A 15499-nucleotide genomic window follows, 5' to 3' on the forward strand; every position below is an offset into this window, starting at 1 on the left:
AGCCGGCGGGGTGGGGCAGGGCCGAGCGGGGTCGGCGGGTGCGGTCCGGTGTCAGCTGGTCCGGCCCCGGGCGTCGAACTCCTTCATCCGGTCGAGCACGCCGTCGGCGGTGGGCGACAGCATCTCGTCGACGATCCGGCCGTCCGCGAGGAAGATCACCCGGTCCGCGTAGGCGGCGGCCACCGGGTCGTGGGTCACCATGACGACGGTCTGGCCCAGTTCCCGTACGGAGTTGCGCAGGAAGCCCAGCACCTCCGCCCCCGAGCGGGAGTCCAGGTTCCCGGTCGGCTCGTCGCCGAAGATGATCTCGGGCTGCGAGGCCAGCGCGCGGGCCACCGCCACGCGCTGCTGCTGGCCGCCGGAGAGCTGGGTGGGCCGGTGGCTGAGCCGGTCCTTGAGCCCCACCATCTCGATGACGTTCGCCAGCCACGCCTTGTCGGGCTTGCGGCCCGCGATGTCCATCGGCAGCGTGATGTTCTCGGCCGCGGTCAGCGTGGGCAGCAGGTTGAACGCCTGGAAGATGAAGCCGATCTTGTCCCGGCGCAGCTGGGTGAGCTGCTTGTCCTTGAGGGTGCTCAGTTCGGTCTCACCGATCCGTACGGAACCGGAGCTGAACGTGTCCAGGCCTGCCACGCAGTGCATCAGCGTCGACTTGCCGGAACCGGACGGGCCCATGATCGCGGTGAACTCGCCCTGCCGGAAGTCCACGGAGACGCTGTCCAGGGCGACCACCTGGGTCTCGCCGTGGCCGTACACCTTCGACAGTTCGGTGGCGCGAGCGGCCACCGCGGTGGAGCGGCGAGCGGTGGTGGTCGTGGTCACGTGAGGCTCCTCGGGACAGGCTGTGGGGACCTCTTCATCCTGTCGCCGGTCCTGGGCCGGAACGTCCGTCCTCATGCCCGTTCCCGGGGCCGCCTTGAGACTGACCGAGGGCCGCTCGCCTCCTCCTCGGGGATGACACCGGCCCTGAGACGGTCCGCCGGAGGGACCGGGCGGACCGGCCGGGCGGCGACTTTCCGTCAATCCCGTACCCCCCAGTACGAGGCGTCCACCACGTGCGGCATGTGCCGATGGCCCATCCACTTGCTGACGCACCTTCAGGCATCAATAAAATAAGACAACATCGGGCTTCTCGTCCGATGCTCGGCGGGCGGGTCCGGATAGTCTCTGACTCGCGAATGCGGTGCCGCGCGCCCTGCCCGGATGGTGGAATGCAGACACGGCGAGCTTAAACCTCGCTGCCCCTCGGGGGCGTACCGGTTCAAGTCCGGTTCCGGGCACCTCATCAAGCAGTGCATGTGACCAGCGAAAACGGCAAGTTTTCGCGGTCACTCTCTGTGCCTTTGGGCGCACCGTGGGCGCACGATGCGCCTAGCATCCCGATATGGCGTACATCGCAGAGCGCAAGAACAAGGCCGGCGAGGTCACGAGCTACCAGGTGAAGTGGCGTCTGGGCGGGGCCCGAAGCGCTCCGTTCCAGACGGAGCGCTTCGACGACGAGCCGTCGGCCGAGGTCTTCAAAGAGGCCGTCGACGACAACGCGCAGCAGTGGCCGTCCGGTTGGGTGAAGGGCGCGGGCTATGTTGCCCCGACGGCCGGCGTCGAGGCCCGGTACGTCTTCGAGGCGTACGCGCGCGAGTCGGTGAAGAACCGGACCGGAGTCGAGGAGCAGTACAAGGTCGCGATCACGAAGGAGCTGGATACGTACCTCCTGCCGACCTTCGGGCATTGCGACATCCGCAGCACGGAGCACTTCTCCAAGGCGACCGTGAGCGCCTGGGTCAACCAGATGGCCAAGACGAAGGTCTGGCGCGGCTCCAGGCACAAGGAGATGAGCCCGAAGACCCTCAAGAACCTCCACGGCCTGCTGAGCAGCATCCTCCGTGAGGCTGTCATGGAGGAGCCTCCTCTGCGGGCGAGGAATCCGTGTGAGCTGACCCGTCTGCCGCGTACCGACGACGACGGGGTGGACGACGAGGGTGATGAGGACATGACCTTCCTCCTCCCCGAGGAGGTTGAAGCGATCGTCGACCAGCTCGACCGGCCGCAGGACCAGAAGCTCGTACGGGTGAAGTACGCGACCGGGTGCCGCTGGGGTGAACTCACGGCGCTGGCCAAGCGGCACGCCCTGACCCAGGACGGCAAGAGGAAGCTGCGTGTAACGAGGGCCTGGAAGCGTAAGCCCGGAGAGGGGTACTACCTGGGCAAGCCGAAGTCGAGGCGGTCGCGCCGGACGATCCGGGTCACCGAGACGACGTGGGCCGACCTGATCGACCTCGGCCTGGAGGACCTCAAGCCGGGTGACCTGATCATCCACAACGGCAAGGCCGAGCGCCTGCCGTACTCGACGTTCTACGACCGGTGGACGGCGGCCGTAGGGCGGGCGCACAAGGCAGGGACGCTGAGCGCGGAGAAGTTCCCGACGCTGCACGACCTCCGGCACAGCCACGCGGCGGCGCTGCTGTCCGCTGGGCGCGGCCTGACGTACGTCCAGCGGCGCCTTGGCCACGAGTCCATCACGACGACGTCGGACAGGTACGGGCACTTGCTTCCCGAGGCGGACGACGATGCGATGGAGACGATCGAAAGATCACTCACGGGCGGGCGTGCGCCCGAGCCTGCGGTGATGGAGACGGTGGAGGTCGGGCCGCTGCTGTATGTCGCTCACCTCGACGGGGATCTCAAGGGCTTCCGTCGGCGGGAGCACGCCCAGGAGGTGGTCGAGCAGTGGCCGCTCGACACGGGGCGCCCGGCGCGGCTGGAGACGTGGAGCCAGGGCTGGTGGCAGCGGACGGTGACGGGTGGGATGAACGCGGTCCTGGCCCACCTCCCCGACCGGGTGTGGGTGGTCACGATGGGCCCTACGGTCTATCAGGCCGACGGGACCGAAGTCGTGTTGGGCGATGCGCACGAGGCCTACGGGCGGTGGGTGTGGGAGTGGGAGGAGACCTACACCACGGAGCGTGCAGTGCCGCACGCGGAGTGGCGGCCTGGCGAGGCCGCTTGCACGGAGGCCCGCGCTTGGGGCACGGACGAGGTGGCTGTGAGGGCGGCGTACGCGGAGGCTCGTGCTGATGCGCTGCGGATCTGTGGGCATTCGCCGTACGCGCAGTCTGTCGAGACGGGGCTGCCGCAGGACTGACCGGGCATCGTTGTCAGCCGGTCCGGATTTAGGGTTTGGCCTGGTCGGCTACGTGCGGCTGGCTCTGGTTGGGGAGCAGGGTCAGCCGCATCGGGTGTGCGGCACTGGGCAGGGTCATTCCGCCTGAGGTGTGCCGGGTGAACAGGTCGTTGCGCGACTGGAGGGTTTCCTGCACGAGGAGGTTGTATTCCTCGGTCATCTCGTGCAGTTCGCGGCGTAGGGATTCGGACACCATTCTTTCCGCGGCCAGACAGTCGATGGTCTCGTCGAGGCGGGCCACCAGGTTGCCCGTGTGGAAATGGGCGACCCACTGCTGTTGTGCGAGGGCCTGACGTTGCCCCTGCCCGAACTCGACCATCCATCCCCGCACGATGGACAGGGCGGCCCAGAGAATGCCGCAGAGGACCAGGGCCATACCAGTGGTGGTGGTGATGGCGTCGTCATGCTGGGCGCCGAGCGCTGTAGCGCCTGCGCCTGCCGTGATCGTCGCTGCCCTCGTCAGACCGTACGACGACTTCATGTGCTACCCCCTTGCGCTGACCTCCCGATCCTGAGCGGTGGTCTGGTCCGCCTCAGCCTGGAGGTTCTGCGCCTGCCGGATGTTACTGATGAGGTATGCGCGCACCATGGGGTCATGGATGCCCCATACATCTGCCGCGTCCTCTGGGCTCAGGGTTTCTGAGCGTACAGCGATTTCAGGCCGGTCCGTCCATGCTTCGGGCGAAATAACACCTGATTCGATCATCAACTCGCGTACGTCAACGCGAACCGCCCGTGCGAGCCCTTCGAGCTGAGACGGGCGAGGGAGCGTTTTGCCGTCGAGTGTCCGGCTGATGGCGGAAGGGCTCATTCCGCTCGCTTCCGCGAGAGCCCTGCGTCCCCCTGTGCCCCGAGTGGTGTCGAAGCCGGCGTTCACCGCAGCCCTGGTGAGGAACGCGGCGAACTGCGCGGTGACGGTGGCGGTCGGTTCTCTGGGCGTCATGCCTGGAGGCTAGCGCGCGCGTGTGCAAGACGACGCAGGCTTGCATGCGTGCATGCCCGCAGGTCAGCGAGGCGCCAGAGGGGATTGTGACATTTTCGCAGGCGGCGGCGGGGGTGCGCGGGCGTGCGTTCACGAATTCGACACACCCGGAATTTCAGCGTCATCACTTGCATGCGTGCAAGCCGGTGGCTAGTGTCATGCATGCAAGCAATTGATGCACGCATGCACGTCTGGATTGGGGGTCTGAATGACCACGACCACGGCATACCGCTTCCGTGCGGATGTCCTCGCTGCGAAGGCAGCGGCGGCGAGCGACATGACGCACTACGCCATCGCCCGGCGGACCGGAGTGGTGGAGTCGACGATTTCCCGGCTCATCGCGGGACGCACGATGCCGAGCCTGCCGACGCTGGGGGCGATCGCCGCCGCGTACGGGACGACTCTGGACGACCTGGTCGACCGGAGAGAGGCCGCGTGAGCGTGAGCCTCCAGAACTACACGCTCGAAGAGGCTGCTGAACTCCTGCGCTGCAAACCGCGGTTCCTGGAGGACAACCTCCGAGACCTGCCGCACCAGAAGATCGGCGCCGCCGTCGCGTTCGACGCGGAGGAGGTGCTGGCCATCAAGGCAATGCACCGAGTCCGACCGGAGCCGACGCCCGCCGCCGAGGGCGCCCGGACGCTGATGTCGATCAGCCCGTCCCGGAGCCGTCAGCGCACCGGCTGACCACAGAACGACAACGGGGCCGCCACGACCATGCCCGGTCCTGACAGCCCCTCGGATCACCCAACTGCGAAAGGGTCACCGTGAAATCCCAGCTTAGCGAGCCCCACGACGAGGCCACTCGTCGCGCGACGGCTCAGCGCGCCTACCGCCCCACCGGAGGTGGGTCGGCATGAGCGGCATCATCCTCGCCGCCATGATCGCGGCGAGCGTCCTGCTCCCGGTGGCCGTCGTCACGCACCGCGTGGCTACGGCACCCCCGGAGGAGCCCAACGACCCGGCTGACTACGTCACGTCGAAACCGCCCCACAACCCGCGCACTTGCGCCCTGTGCGCCCCGCTGCGCCACCCCTCCAGCCGCCGGACGCGACGCGTCCTGGCGAAGCTCCCCCGTCAATCCGCTCCGTTCGATACCAGCCGTGAGAACGGCGGTAGCCGCTGATGTACCTCCTGAGCAACGAGCGGCCGATCGGTGATCTGGCGTGGATGCGGATTGCGTCCAGCGCCGAGCCCGAGCGGTTTCGGGCCTGCATGGCCAGGACGCTGACCGCCCTCGGTCAGGGCGACGACATCGCCACCAAGGCATGGCGCGCCGGTGACCCGGTCCGGCTCGCCGCTGAGATCGAAGCTCTTGCCGGCGTCCGCCGCCTCAACTCATTCCGGAAGGGCCCCAAGTGACCACCGTGACCACGCTGTTCGACCTGACTGATGAGACCGGCGGCGTCTTGGCCGACGCCCCCACCGCGCGTCTGCTGCTGCCCGCCGACGCGCCCCGCGAGGAGTGGCTGGAGGTTCGCCGAGGCGGTATCGGAGGCTCCGACGTCGCCGGAATCCTCGGACTGGCCGGGAAGTACACCGGCCCGCGCCACGTCTTCGAGGAGAAGCACGGCCGCTCGACCTTCAAGGGCACCGAGTACACCGAGATCGGTACGGAGATCGAGGACTTCATCGCCCACATGTTCACGAAGCGGTCGGGGGTTCCGACCGCAGAGGCGCCGGGGACGCTCGTCCACGTCGACCGGCCGTGGATGCGGGTGAACGTCGACAGGTTCACCTTCGAGCGGCCGGGCCCGGCGTCCGGGGTGCTGGAGTGCAAGAACCGCAGTGAGTACCAGGCGGACCAGTGGGAGGACGGGGCGGTTCCCGATGCCCCCGCGATTCAGTGCCACTGGGGTATGGCCGTCGGCGGCTGGGACCACGGCTTCGTGGCCGCGCTGGTCGGCGGCAACAAGCTCCGCTGGGTCCGCTTGGAGCGCGACGAGGAGATGGTCGAGTACCTCGTCGACTACTGCGGGAAGTGGTTCACCCGGCACATCGTCGAGGGGTTCGAGCCCTCGGCTGACGGCCTGGAGGCGACCACCGACCTGCTGGCGAAGCTCTGGTCCGTTAAGGCGGAGACCATCGCCGAGATCGACGTCGACAAGGCCAAGGCGCTGCGCGCCAGGCGTGCGGAGCTCAAGGAGCGGGAGAAGGCGCTCGCCGAGGACCTGCGCCTGGTTGAGAACGAGATGCGGCTCCTCACCGGCGAGAACGAGATCGTCAAGGCGGGCGGCAAGCCGGCGTGGACGTGGAAGGCCAACGGCAACTTCGCGTCGAAGCAGTTCGCCGAGGCCGAGCCCGAGCTGTTCGCGAAGTACATGCACAAGGTCCCTGCCCTCGACCTCGACCGGCTCAAGACCGAGCAGCCCGAGAAGTACGCGGAGTACCGCGCCCGTCGGCTCGTCGTCCCCGCGAAGGGAATCTGATCATGGCTCTGTCCACTCTCAAGGACCGTGTCCGCGCGGCAACCAGCCCCACCGGCATCGAGGCGCCGACCGTCGAAGCGACCGTGACCCGGGCCGCCGCAGCCCCGCAGCAGTCGATGCCCGACGAGCTGCACACGTCGGCGCAGAGCGAGGGCGGCGACATCGCCGACGTCGCGCTGAACTGGCTGGAGCGGTACGGCAACGAGTTCACGAAGGCCCTGCCGTCGCACATCGACTCCGGCGCGTTCTTCTCCGCTGTGCGGGCCGCCCTGCCGGGCCTGGTCCGCTGTACCCCGGCGTCGCTGCTCCAGGCGCTCCTGACGTGTGCCCGGTTCGGCCTGATCCCGGACGGTCGGCATGCGGTCATCCGGCGTGAGGGCAAGACCGCCCAGTTCGTGCCGATGGCGCAGGGCTACGTCGAGCTGATGTATCGCTCCGGCCGGGTCGGTTCGGTCCACGTCGGGATGATCCACGAGGGCGATGAGTGGAACTACGAGCCGACAGCTCCGGCGCCGCTTGATTTCACCCACCGGCCGAACCTGTCGGTGCCGAAGGCCAGGCGCGGGGAGGCGATCCTCGCGTACGCGTTCTGCTGGATGGAGTCGGGCGCCCGCTCGCAGGTCGTGATCCTGACGCGGGAGGACGCCGAGGCGATCCGCGACGAGTACAGCCAGGCGTACCGGCGGGCGAATGACTCCGGGGCGAATGACTCGTTCTGGCACACCGACTTTCTGGCGATGTGGCGCAAGAGTGGGCTCCGGCGGCTGAACAAGGTCGTCCCTATGAGCGCCGAGCTGGTGGCGTTGCTCAAGGCCGACGACGCCGGTGATGCCGGGCAGGTGCAGGTTGTGCACGCCCCGGTCGAGAAGGTGCGCCTTCAGGCCGAGGCGGACGAGGCGCACGCGCGGGCCGAGGAGTCGCAGGACCCGCAGGACGCCCGGGTCCGGCCTCTGCCCCGGAAGCGGTCGCAGCCGAAGCGCACGACCCGCACGACCCGCAAGAAGTCCTCCCGCCGGTGACTCAGTCCTGGCTCTCCGGTGGCCTGGCCGTGCCAAGCACGGCCAGGCCACCGGTCCTGGCGGCGCGTGGTCTCTCGCGCCGCCAGGTGGCTTCGGCCGCCTTTCGTACCGGGCCGTTCTGGGCCTGGTGTCCGGCAGAGGGCCACTGGATGCCGCATCAGCTTGATGTCGGCTCCCGTATCTGCCGGTCCTGCAAGACGACCACCACGACCGTGATCAAGGAGTTGGCTCATGGATGAGCCGTTCGGCCCGGAGTACCGGCCGGTGCAGACGGAATGTGCCCGCTGCGGATGCTGCACTGCGGCGCTGTGCGAGCGGGGCCGGAACAGCACCTCGCGCTGTGTCGGGTTCACGCCCGACAAGCACCAGGCAACCGTGGATGGGTGCCCGTGCTCGGCGGAGACGACCCGGCGCACGGCGGCCTGGCGGGCGGCGCAGGTGCGGGTCACCCGGCTCGCACGTGAGCTGCCGATGCTCCCCGAGGCGGAGGGCCTGCTGAGGGAGCTGGCGGCGGGACGGAGCGTAGAAGACCTCAACGCCTGGTGGCCGCAGCTGAAGCTGAGGGGCCTCGCCCAGATCGTGCACGCGCTCCCCGCCATCACCCCGCTCGGTCACACGTACCTCTCGGCGCGAGACGACGTCCGGGGGACCGCAGCGGTCCGCGTGATCGATGTAGACCAGCAGACCCGCCTCGCACGGGTAGAGGTCGCCGCGTGGCGGCCCGACGAGCCGGTGACGGTCCCTCTGCACCAGATCCTCAGCGACACCGGACTTACGCCCGATGTACTGCCGGGCCAGTGGCTGACGGCAGACGCGAACTGCCACGCCCAGGACATCGACCATCTGGTCCTCGTCGACTTCAAAGGCGCCGCCACGCCGCCGGACGGCTGGATGGGCGGTGGGGGTCAGTGACTGCCTCACCCCTCGAACAGGCCGGTCCGGCCGAGTGGTTGTCCGATTCTGAGCCGCTGCTGTCGGTGTCGGTGTACGGGCTTCCGGCGCCGCAGGGCAGCAAGAAGCACATCGGGCACGGTCGGATGCTGGAGTCCTCGATCCACGTCAAGCCGTGGCGTGAGGCGGTGGTGTGGGCATTCCGGCAGGAGATCGTCCGTCACCGCGGCTGGGCTCCTCTCACGGGGCCGCTGGAAGCATCGATGGTGTTCTCTTTCACCCGCCCGAAGTCGCACTTCGGGACGGGCCGGAACGCGGGCGTGCTGAAACCATCAGCGCCGATCCGGCCGGACGTGATGCCTGACCTGTCGAAGTTGGCACGCTCCACCGAGGACGCGATCACGACGGCCGGCGGCTACAAGGACGACGCGCTGCTCGTCGGCTACCGCCGACTGGAGAAGCGGTATGTCACCGACCACGGCCAGGTCCCGGATGTCCTCGGTGCCCAAGGTGCGGTGATCCACCTCTACCGGGCGGTCTCGCCGACGGTGGGCCCCGCAGCAGGGGGCCGTGAAGGGGCGGCGGCGTGATCTTCCCCGGCTCGACGTGGCACCGCGGTATCGACCTGATTGCGGTTGAGCGTGCCATGTCGGGCCGGGGCGGTTGCCCCGAGTTGACCGACGAGGAACTGCGGTACACGGCCGACGAGATGACGTCGGCCGGTATGTCGGCGGTGGTGATCGGAGAGCGGCTGGGGATCGCGGCCCGGACGGTGACCCGCTGGCGTGAAGGGGCGAACGACGGGAACTGCCGGGGCGGGTGTCCGGATGTGTCCGGACGCAGCTCGGACACCCGCGCGGTCGTGTCCGGGCGCGCTGGCAAGGCGGGGGCTGCGACCAGCACAGACACGTGTCCGCACGTGTCCGGCGAGACCTGTCCGGGCGTGTCCGGACGCGATGACGAAGACAGGAGCTGATCATGCCGCGACCGAGCCGCTACGCCCCCGACACTCTGACTCGCCCCTGGCACTGGAGCGACGATGCCGCGTGCGCCGGGCAGGAACTCGCGAGGTTCTTCCCGTCGGGGAAGGGCCCGGCGGCTGCCACCGCCAAGGCGTTCTGTATTCCGTGTCCGGTTCGGTCGGATTGCCTGGCGCATGCCTTGGCGCACCGGGAGGACTACGGGGTGTGGGGTGGCCTCGACGAGGACGAGCGGGCCGCCCTGATCGGTGACGCGCGGCGTGCGGCTGAGCGTCAGCGCCGCAAGGAGAGGGAGCAGGCCAGTGCCTTCCCTGCGGCGTAAGCCCGCGTCCGACGCCCTGCCCACGGGCGGGCTGCTCGACTGGTCGGACTCCGCGCACTACTCGACAGACCCCCGGCTGTGTCGGCACTGCGGTGTCCCGACACATCTCCGGGATGGCCAGGGCAGGCCGGCGCACAAGGTCTGTGCGGAGCGCGTCCTCGCCCAGGTGATGCAGGTCGTCGAGACGTACAGCACACAGGAGCGCCTGTGATCAGGGGGCGGGCGTGCTGAGCCCTGGGCTGCTGACGCACTGGACGCGGCAGGCGCTGGACGCCGCCTTCGCGGGGGACGAGGGCATGGTCGCGGTGACGGCCGATCTGATTGCCGACGGCGGCGATGCGCTCGACCTCCTTTCCTCCTGCCGGGTTGTCGCCGACACCGCCGTGCGAGCCCTCCTCGTCCTCTACCGGGCGCCGGACACGGCCGGGGGTGAGGTGTGGGTCCTCGACCAGCTCGGCGACACGGAATGCCCCCCTGGGCTGCTGTTCGCGGCCCGGGTCGTCACCGCGTACGCCAACCGGGACACGGACTTGGTCACGGCGCTCGTGGTGGCGGCAGCCGGAGCCACACGCAATGAGCGTGCTGAGTCCCTTCGGTCCCTCGTGACCTACGCGGCCGGGCTCGACGCCCAGGCCGCTCGACAGAAAGAGACAAACGAATGAGCGCTGACAGCAAGCCCCGTGGCCCACGGCACAACCTGGTCCGGCGTCCCCACCGCAAGGGCGATGAGCGAGCACTGCTCCGGGCAGATCTGAGGAGGGCGTACGACGGTGGCGCGGCGATCCGCGCCCTGGCCACCGAGCACGACCTGTCGTACGGGCTGACCCGGGCCCTGCTGCTGGAGGCCGGGGTAAAGCTTCGCAGCCGCCGCGGTAGCCGTGTGGCCCGCGAGCTGGTCGACCAGTCGGCCCCGTCAACGCCTCCTTCGTGAGGACAGGGCGGTGATACGCCCCCGCAGTGGCCCACGGGGCACCAACCGCAACTGACCGGCCACAGGGCCGCCGACACGACATCTCGCCGCTCCATCACCCAGGTGGAGCGGCACAAGCACAACCGCCCACGGAAGGACGCAGGTGCGCAGCATCTCGATCTGTGACGGCTGCCGCCTCGAAGTGCTCTGGACGATCACCGAGGGCGGGAAGCGGCTTGCAGTCGACCCCACCCCCGACCCGGGCCGTGGGAACACCGCGGTGTACCGGGACGGCACGGGCACGCGCCGCTCTCGCCGCCCCACGGATGAGATGCCCCTCATGGGCTGGGAGCGACTCCACGTCCCGCACATTGCGACATGCGGGACCCGGCAGTCTGCTCCTGCTCCCACACGGCCGGGGACGCTTCCGGTCGGCGTCTCCGACCTCTCCGCGCACCGCCGGCGGACCCGGGGGCGCTCATGACCAGGGACGTCACGGCACGCAGAAGAGGCCGCCCCGTTGCGGGGCGGCCTGCTGCGGTGCGTGCGTCAGTCGGCGATCGGCGCGGACCACGGACCAGCTGGCGGGCGCGTGGGGAGCTTGGCGCCGGGGCGCCGCATGTACCAGCTCATGAACTCGCGGAGGACCTGGCCGCGCGGGCTACGGCCGCCGGGGTGCTGGGTCGTGGTCGCAGCCCCGAAGCCCGCCCACTCGTCATCGGGTGCCCGGAATCGGCGCGGGGTGTCGTACGGGTCGTCTGCGGTCGCCATGGCGTCGAGGCTAAGGCGTTGTGGCCACGAAAGCAAGCACGTCCCAGACCTCTTTCGTGGCCACGAAGGACACGCCGATCGCGTTGCTTTTGTGGCTACGAATGATCTAGTTTCGTAGCTACGAAATGCATCGGTGTGGCGCGGTTCGCGCTGCCCGGCCGCCCCACCACCCGAGCACGACCGAGAAGAGACGACGTGAGGATTCGGCGTTCTAGGCTCACCCGGGATTTCCTCCAGGTGCCTAACGCGACCGCGCGGGATAGCCGCTTGAGCCACATGGCTCGCGGCATCCTCGTGGAACTCCTCAGCCGCCCCGACGGCTGGGAGACCACCGCCGATGACATGTGGCGCGAGTCGGTGAAGCGGCACGGCAAGGCGAGCCCTGGCCGGCGAGTGTTCCGGGCCGCGTACGCCGAGTTGAAGGACCACGGTTACCTCGTCTCCGAGCACGCCTCGCTGGGTACCGGGCGTCACGGCACAGTCCTGACGGTTCGGGACGTTTCCGCAGGAGGAGCCGACGTACCGCACGGTGGTACGTCGGACCCACCTGCGGAAACAGGGAACGCCGCAGGTCAGCCCGACGTACCAGCGTGTGGCACGTCGTCCTCACCTGCGGAAACGGGTGAAACCGCAGGTGGGCCCGACGTGCCACACGCTGGTACGTCTTATAGAAAACGGTCACCTAAGAAGACGGGAGAAGAGAAGAAGACGGGGTTGGCTGACGCCGAAGGCCAAAGTGCGGGTGGTTTCGCATCTGCGGGCGCGACCGACAGCGCGGCCGGTGAAAGCGACCAGGCCGGAGGCGGCTCCGCCGCGTCGGCACCGACCAAGACGAAGCGCCGCCAGCAGTCGCCCGGCTTCAATGCGGTCCGGGCGGCGATCCCTCCCGAGGTGGCCCGTCCCGGTAAGGCGCTCTTCCCGGGGCTGCACCGCGCCATCGAGGACCTGCTGTCCGGCGCCCCTGGCACCCCCGCACGGACGCCGGAGCAGGTGATCGTCCGGATCAACCGGCGCTGGTACGGAGAGAACGCCGACGAGCGCTCGGCCGCCGACTACCGCGGCTGTGACCGCTGCACGACGTCCGGGTGTGAAGCGGCCCGGCACGGCCCAGAGAGCCCTGACGGCTGCAAGCGGATCAAGAACCGAAACGGGTGGCTCACGGCCGCGATCCTCGCGCAGGACTGCCCGGACCCGAGCTGTGAAGACGGCTGGATCATCGGCGGCGATCGGTGCCAGGTCTGCGAGAAGCGGGCAGAGGAGCACCGGGCCGCCGAGCGAGCCGCTGCGGAAGCCGCCGCCCGATGGGAGGCGGAGACCAAGGCGAAGGAGGCCGCCAGTGCCGCCGACGACGACGCTGAAGCCGCCTGGACCAGGGCGGAGGCCGCCGAGGAGCACCGCGTCCGCCAGGCCCTCGCCGGGGTCGGAATGTACGGCGTGCTTCTCGATCACCGCGTCCACGAGCGAATGGCTGCCTGGTGCTACCAGCACCCGAAGCCGTCTGGCAGCCGCGCCTCAGCAGCCCCGCAGGCACCCGTGCAGGGGGCGTTCCTCCTCTCCGTGCCCGGAGCCCCCAGCGCCCCCACCAAGGCCACGCAGGAAGCCAGCACGACCCGACTGAAAGCTGTGAGCAACGGATGAACCCCGACTTCCTGCCCGCACTCGGCGCGTCTCTGCGCGCCCTGGGCGAGTTCGCCGCCCGGCACGAGGTCGACGACGCGACGCTCGCGGAGATCTCCGCCGAGCTCGGCCGCGCGGGCGCGGCCGTGGCTGGTGCCCGAGGTGAGCGGCGGGCGAACCGGTGCGTGCGGCACCCCGGCGGGCCGGTCGATCCGACCGTCAGCAACGGGTGCCTGCTGTGCGGGTCCTCGGAGCGGCGGCCGGCCGCCCAGCCGCCCGCCGACGTGGAGCCGGGGGAGGTCCTGAACTTCCTCCAGGAGCACGGCCACGAAGGGGCGACCGCCAGGTACGGGCCGCGTGCGGTGACCCGGGCCGTCGTGATCTTCCGACACCCCTCGAACCAGCAGTCCGGCCGCCAGGCCGGGCTGGACCACGAAGATGAGAGTGAGAAGTGACCATGCCCATCCGGCAGTTCACCGTCGGCCCGCTGGCCGACCTGGGCGGCACCGGCCGCCCCACCGACTACTGACAACGCTGGAGAACACCATTGACCAGGCGTGGCACACGGGATGCATCGCGCTCTCCGCCGTCGTCGTGTCCGGACACGGAGGCTGACCAGCCCGGACACTGTCCGGATACGGCGGCCGGTGTACTGCCCGTAGAAAGCGCGAGGTCCTTCCCGTAGTTCATCCTGCCCACCCAACATCGCGCACTTCCAGGCCCTCGGCATACGCCACGTATGAGACCCAGCACGAGGCACCGAACGCGTCGGCGGTCTCCTCGCCGCTGGGATCCGGCCACCACGCCGGACGCCCGGCGACGTCGAAGAGCAGCTTCTGCACCGCCCTCCGTGCCTCCTCGGACGGCAACTCGCACATGACCTCCGCAGCCAGCCACTCCAGCCGCACGTCCCGCATCCCACACCCCCGATGATCGACCGGACAGCACGCTACGACGAGCCGAACGATCCCGTCAGGGCCTGTGGATAACCCGGTCACATGGCATCCCACTCGTGAGCCCGACCGCCCCGCCACTCAACCCACGTCGGGTCATCTATCAGCATCTCCGCACCGGGCAGCCCGGCCCGCCGCAGAAACTCGACCAGGTCGCGATCACTGTGGGCTGTGCCGAGGACGTGCCCGTACGCGGTGACGCGACGACCTCCCATCGGCGACGGGAGGTGCACAACTATCGGGGCGGACGCCATGCCTCCATCGTCCGACGTCCTGGCGGTCACAGCACGCCGAGCTCGGTGTCCGGGCACGACAATGGGCCCCCTCCCAGCGTGCGGAATGGGGGCGTCTGGCGTGGGCCGCGAGGCCGCGCGACCACGAGAGTCAGGCGTCAGCCTCGGAGGCGGTGCCCTCGTCGCCGTCCTTCGCCTTCCGCGGCCGGGTCTTGCCGGACCCCGAGTAGCCGCGCTCGATGTCCTGGACCGTCGACGGAGACACGCCGATCTGCGCCGCGATCTTCCGAACGGACACCTCCTGCTTCCGCTGGCCGAGGACGAAGTCCCGTCGTAGGTCGCTGAGTTCCTTGATCTCCGGCCCATATGCCCGAAGGAACACACTGATCTCCCGGGCTCGATCCGCTTCGTCGTCGATGCCCTTGAGGGCTTCCAAGGCTTCGAACACGCGCCGTGCCACCTCTCCGCCGCCTGACTGTTCGTCGGCCATCCGGTTCCAATCTGCCGTGGCCGCTTGCCTGACTGTATGGGAGTCCCATACAGTCAGGCAAGCAACACCAGTTGCGCCTACAAGTCGGCCCCCGGTCGGGGCCTCGAAAACGCCGACCGGGGGCCGCGCCAGACCTGCCATACAGGAGCTGACGCATGACACAGATTACTGATCAGACGACCCCTGTGGTCGACGAGTCGACCGCGCGACTGCTGCGCGCCGTCGCGGACCACTTCACCAAGATCAACCCGGCCGAGGTCCTGGAGCAGGACTCGCTGCTCATCAGCTTCGGCGCGGAGGCATACCGCCTCACCGATCGCAAGCTGGGCGGCGCGGCTCAGGCGATGGCAACGGCAGCTCTGGCTGTCGCGCCCGAGCTGCCCGACGAGATCACGCGCGGCGAGTATGCGCTGCGCCTCCACCGCCTGGTCGTCGCCTCCGGCCACGACTGGCCGGACGACGACAACGACCCGGTGATCCCCCGCATCACAGGCATCCCCGGTCAGCGCACGGCGACATCGACCGACGTCGAGACGGTGGAGGCCCACTGATGGCGGACCCGACCCCCGTCGACGAGGACGCGAACGCAACCGCAGCTCAGCTTCTCGCACGCGCGAAGGCGGACCGTCAGAAGCAGGTCCCCAAGGAGAAGGGGCGCAGCGGGCAGAGCTGACCAATCGGTCCTCGCTACCTGCTTACGCCGACCGGGCCGGACCCGCCT

Annotated in this window: 24 protein-coding genes and 1 tRNA gene; 18 read left to right on the forward strand and 7 right to left on the reverse strand. The window is 69.2% G+C overall.

The features are described from left to right. Window positions 1-51: 51 nt before the first annotated feature. Window positions 52-822: an ABC transporter ATP-binding protein gene (locus tag NBY69_RS18005; RefSeq protein WP_250302018.1), complete on the reverse strand. Its 771-nt coding sequence runs from the start codon at window positions 820-822 to the stop codon at window positions 52-54. 375 nt (window positions 823-1197) lie between these two features. Here NBY69_RS18005 and NBY69_RS18010 point away from each other — a divergent pair. Together NBY69_RS18010 and NBY69_RS18015 are read left to right on the forward strand one after the other, a co-directional pair. Beyond that, a tRNA-Leu gene (locus tag NBY69_RS18010) sits at window positions 1198-1280 on the forward strand. 104 nt (window positions 1281-1384) lie between these two features. Next, on the forward strand, window positions 1385-3142 hold the full coding sequence (locus NBY69_RS18015; RefSeq protein WP_250302019.1) for a site-specific integrase: 1758 nt from the start codon (window positions 1385-1387) through the stop codon (window positions 3140-3142). 28 nt (window positions 3143-3170) lie between these two features. On the opposite strand, the gene NBY69_RS18020 is transcribed toward NBY69_RS18015, so the two are convergent. Together NBY69_RS18020 and NBY69_RS18025 are read right to left on the reverse strand one after the other, a co-directional pair. Beyond that, window positions 3171-3662 (reverse strand): hypothetical protein, encoded by a 492-nt coding sequence (locus NBY69_RS18020; RefSeq protein ID WP_250302020.1) that lies wholly within the window; start codon window positions 3660-3662, stop codon window positions 3171-3173. Between the two features lie 3 nt (window positions 3663-3665). Next, on the reverse strand, window positions 3666-4124 hold the full coding sequence (locus NBY69_RS18025) for a helix-turn-helix transcriptional regulator (RefSeq protein WP_250302021.1): 459 nt from the start codon (window positions 4122-4124) through the stop codon (window positions 3666-3668). Between the two features lie 247 nt (window positions 4125-4371). Here NBY69_RS18025 and NBY69_RS18030 point away from each other — a divergent pair, with 247 nt between their 5' ends. From NBY69_RS18030 to NBY69_RS18085, 12 genes are all read left to right on the forward strand, one after another. Beyond that, window positions 4372-4602, forward strand: coding sequence for a helix-turn-helix transcriptional regulator (locus tag NBY69_RS18030; RefSeq protein WP_250302022.1), 231 nt, complete (start codon window positions 4372-4374; stop codon window positions 4600-4602). Further along, complete coding sequence (locus tag NBY69_RS18035; protein WP_250302023.1) at window positions 4599-4850, forward strand: helix-turn-helix domain-containing protein; 252 nt, start codon at window positions 4599-4601, stop codon at window positions 4848-4850. The genes NBY69_RS18030 and NBY69_RS18035 overlap by 4 nt, the downstream gene beginning before the upstream one ends. Window positions 4851-5019: 169 nt before the next feature. Further along, complete coding sequence (locus tag NBY69_RS18040) at window positions 5020-5289, forward strand: hypothetical protein (RefSeq protein WP_250302024.1); 270 nt, start codon at window positions 5020-5022, stop codon at window positions 5287-5289. Then, window positions 5289-5525, forward strand: coding sequence for a hypothetical protein (locus NBY69_RS18045; RefSeq protein ID WP_250302025.1), 237 nt, complete (start codon window positions 5289-5291; stop codon window positions 5523-5525). Before NBY69_RS18040 ends, NBY69_RS18045 begins: the two co-directional genes overlap by 1 nt. Continuing rightward, complete coding sequence (locus tag NBY69_RS18050; protein ID WP_250302026.1) at window positions 5522-6592, forward strand: YqaJ viral recombinase family protein; 1071 nt, start codon at window positions 5522-5524, stop codon at window positions 6590-6592. The genes NBY69_RS18045 and NBY69_RS18050 overlap by 4 nt, the downstream gene beginning before the upstream one ends. A gap of 2 nt (window positions 6593-6594) precedes the next feature. After that, the gene (locus NBY69_RS18055; protein WP_250302027.1) at window positions 6595-7611 is read left to right on the forward strand and encodes a recombinase RecT; all 1017 of its coding nucleotides are present in this window, start codon (window positions 6595-6597) and stop codon (window positions 7609-7611) included. Between the two features lie 231 nt (window positions 7612-7842). Next, on the forward strand, window positions 7843-8523 hold the full coding sequence (locus NBY69_RS18060; RefSeq protein WP_250302028.1) for a hypothetical protein: 681 nt from the start codon (window positions 7843-7845) through the stop codon (window positions 8521-8523). After that, window positions 8520-9092 carry a RusA family crossover junction endodeoxyribonuclease gene (locus NBY69_RS18065; RefSeq protein ID WP_250302029.1) on the forward strand — a complete coding sequence of 191 codons (573 nt, stop codon included), beginning with the start codon at window positions 8520-8522 and terminating at the stop codon, window positions 9090-9092. The genes NBY69_RS18060 and NBY69_RS18065 overlap by 4 nt, the downstream gene beginning before the upstream one ends. A gap of 388 nt (window positions 9093-9480) precedes the next feature. After that, complete coding sequence (locus tag NBY69_RS18070) at window positions 9481-9804, forward strand: WhiB family transcriptional regulator (RefSeq protein WP_250302030.1); 324 nt, start codon at window positions 9481-9483, stop codon at window positions 9802-9804. Continuing rightward, a complete protein-coding gene (locus NBY69_RS18075) occupies window positions 9785-10015 on the forward strand; it encodes a hypothetical protein (protein ID WP_250302031.1) in 231 nt (76 codons plus the stop codon). Before NBY69_RS18070 ends, NBY69_RS18075 begins: the two co-directional genes overlap by 20 nt. 13 nt (window positions 10016-10028) lie before the next feature. Next, window positions 10029-10466 carry a hypothetical protein gene (locus NBY69_RS18080; RefSeq protein ID WP_250302032.1) on the forward strand — a complete coding sequence of 146 codons (438 nt, stop codon included), beginning with the start codon at window positions 10029-10031 and terminating at the stop codon, window positions 10464-10466. After that, window positions 10463-10735, forward strand: coding sequence for a helix-turn-helix domain-containing protein (locus NBY69_RS18085; RefSeq protein ID WP_250302033.1), 273 nt, complete (start codon window positions 10463-10465; stop codon window positions 10733-10735). The genes NBY69_RS18080 and NBY69_RS18085 overlap by 4 nt, the downstream gene beginning before the upstream one ends. Window positions 10736-11263: 528 nt before the next feature. Here the strand turns inward: NBY69_RS18085 and NBY69_RS18090 are convergent. Beyond that, a complete protein-coding gene (locus NBY69_RS18090) occupies window positions 11264-11485 on the reverse strand; it encodes a hypothetical protein (protein ID WP_250302034.1) in 222 nt (73 codons plus the stop codon). Window positions 11486-11752: 267 nt separating this feature from the next. Between NBY69_RS18090 and NBY69_RS18095 the strand changes: the two genes are divergently transcribed. After that, window positions 11753-13123 (forward strand): hypothetical protein, encoded by a 1371-nt coding sequence (locus NBY69_RS18095; RefSeq protein WP_250302035.1) that lies wholly within the window; start codon window positions 11753-11755, stop codon window positions 13121-13123. Continuing rightward, the gene (locus NBY69_RS18100) at window positions 13120-13557 is read left to right on the forward strand and encodes a hypothetical protein (RefSeq protein WP_250302036.1); all 438 of its coding nucleotides are present in this window, start codon (window positions 13120-13122) and stop codon (window positions 13555-13557) included. Before NBY69_RS18095 ends, NBY69_RS18100 begins: the two co-directional genes overlap by 4 nt. A 231-nt stretch (window positions 13558-13788) precedes the next feature. On the opposite strand, the gene NBY69_RS18105 is transcribed toward NBY69_RS18100, so the two are convergent. The 3 genes from NBY69_RS18105 to NBY69_RS18115 all read right to left on the reverse strand — a co-directional run bounded on the left by NBY69_RS18105 (window position 13789) and on the right by NBY69_RS18115 (window position 14778). After that, window positions 13789-14019: a hypothetical protein gene (locus tag NBY69_RS18105; protein WP_250302037.1), complete on the reverse strand. Its 231-nt coding sequence runs from the start codon at window positions 14017-14019 to the stop codon at window positions 13789-13791. 77 nt (window positions 14020-14096) lie between these two features. Continuing rightward, window positions 14097-14309, reverse strand: a complete 213-nt coding sequence (locus NBY69_RS18110; protein WP_250302038.1) for a hypothetical protein — start codon at window positions 14307-14309, stop codon at window positions 14097-14099. A gap of 130 nt (window positions 14310-14439) precedes the next feature. After that, window positions 14440-14778, reverse strand: coding sequence for a helix-turn-helix domain-containing protein (locus NBY69_RS18115; protein WP_250302039.1), 339 nt, complete (start codon window positions 14776-14778; stop codon window positions 14440-14442). A 155-nt stretch (window positions 14779-14933) separates the two neighbouring features. Here NBY69_RS18115 and NBY69_RS18120 point away from each other — a divergent pair, with 155 nt between their 5' ends. Then, window positions 14934-15329: a hypothetical protein gene (locus NBY69_RS18120; protein WP_250302040.1), complete on the forward strand. Its 396-nt coding sequence runs from the start codon at window positions 14934-14936 to the stop codon at window positions 15327-15329. Next, complete coding sequence (locus NBY69_RS37385; RefSeq protein WP_266642750.1) at window positions 15329-15451, forward strand: hypothetical protein; 123 nt, start codon at window positions 15329-15331, stop codon at window positions 15449-15451. Before NBY69_RS18120 ends, NBY69_RS37385 begins: the two co-directional genes overlap by 1 nt. Window positions 15452-15499 lie beyond the last annotated feature (48 nt).

The sequence above is a fragment of the Streptomyces sp. A 4/2 genome, assembly GCF_940670765.1.
Classification (GTDB): Bacteria; Actinomycetota; Actinomycetes; order Streptomycetales; family Streptomycetaceae; genus Streptomyces.

What these genes read in the sequence shown, in the direction of transcription:
- NBY69_RS18015 (WP_250302019.1), top strand. Translation starts at nt 1,385, where the DNA reads ATGGCGTACATCGCAGAGCGCAAGAACAAGGCCGGCGAGGTCACGAGC.
- NBY69_RS18020 (WP_250302020.1), bottom strand. Translation starts at nt 3,662, where the DNA reads ATGAAGTCGTCGTACGGTCTGACGAGGGCAGCGACGATCACGGCAGGC.
- NBY69_RS18025 (WP_250302021.1), bottom strand. Translation starts at nt 4,124, where the DNA reads ATGACGCCCAGAGAACCGACCGCCACCGTCACCGCGCAGTTCGCCGCG.
- NBY69_RS18030 (WP_250302022.1), top strand. Translation starts at nt 4,372, where the DNA reads ATGACCACGACCACGGCATACCGCTTCCGTGCGGATGTCCTCGCTGCG.
- NBY69_RS18040 (WP_250302024.1), top strand. Translation starts at nt 5,020, where the DNA reads ATGAGCGGCATCATCCTCGCCGCCATGATCGCGGCGAGCGTCCTGCTC.
- NBY69_RS18045 (WP_250302025.1), top strand. Translation starts at nt 5,289, where the DNA reads ATGTACCTCCTGAGCAACGAGCGGCCGATCGGTGATCTGGCGTGGATG.
- NBY69_RS18055 (WP_250302027.1), top strand. Translation starts at nt 6,595, where the DNA reads ATGGCTCTGTCCACTCTCAAGGACCGTGTCCGCGCGGCAACCAGCCCC.
- NBY69_RS18060 (WP_250302028.1), top strand. Translation starts at nt 7,843, where the DNA reads ATGGATGAGCCGTTCGGCCCGGAGTACCGGCCGGTGCAGACGGAATGT.
- NBY69_RS18070 (WP_250302030.1), top strand. Translation starts at nt 9,481, where the DNA reads ATGCCGCGACCGAGCCGCTACGCCCCCGACACTCTGACTCGCCCCTGG.
- NBY69_RS18085 (WP_250302033.1), top strand. Translation starts at nt 10,463, where the DNA reads ATGAGCGCTGACAGCAAGCCCCGTGGCCCACGGCACAACCTGGTCCGG.
- NBY69_RS18090 (WP_250302034.1), bottom strand. Translation starts at nt 11,485, where the DNA reads ATGGCGACCGCAGACGACCCGTACGACACCCCGCGCCGATTCCGGGCA.
- NBY69_RS18100 (WP_250302036.1), top strand. Translation starts at nt 13,120, where the DNA reads ATGAACCCCGACTTCCTGCCCGCACTCGGCGCGTCTCTGCGCGCCCTG.
- NBY69_RS18105 (WP_250302037.1), bottom strand. Translation starts at nt 14,019, where the DNA reads ATGCGGGACGTGCGGCTGGAGTGGCTGGCTGCGGAGGTCATGTGCGAG.
- NBY69_RS18110 (WP_250302038.1), bottom strand. Translation starts at nt 14,309, where the DNA reads ATGGCGTCCGCCCCGATAGTTGTGCACCTCCCGTCGCCGATGGGAGGT.
- NBY69_RS18115 (WP_250302039.1), bottom strand. Translation starts at nt 14,778, where the DNA reads ATGGCCGACGAACAGTCAGGCGGCGGAGAGGTGGCACGGCGCGTGTTC.
- NBY69_RS18120 (WP_250302040.1), top strand. Translation starts at nt 14,934, where the DNA reads ATGACACAGATTACTGATCAGACGACCCCTGTGGTCGACGAGTCGACC.
- NBY69_RS37385 (WP_266642750.1), top strand. Translation starts at nt 15,329, where the DNA reads ATGGCGGACCCGACCCCCGTCGACGAGGACGCGAACGCAACCGCAGCT.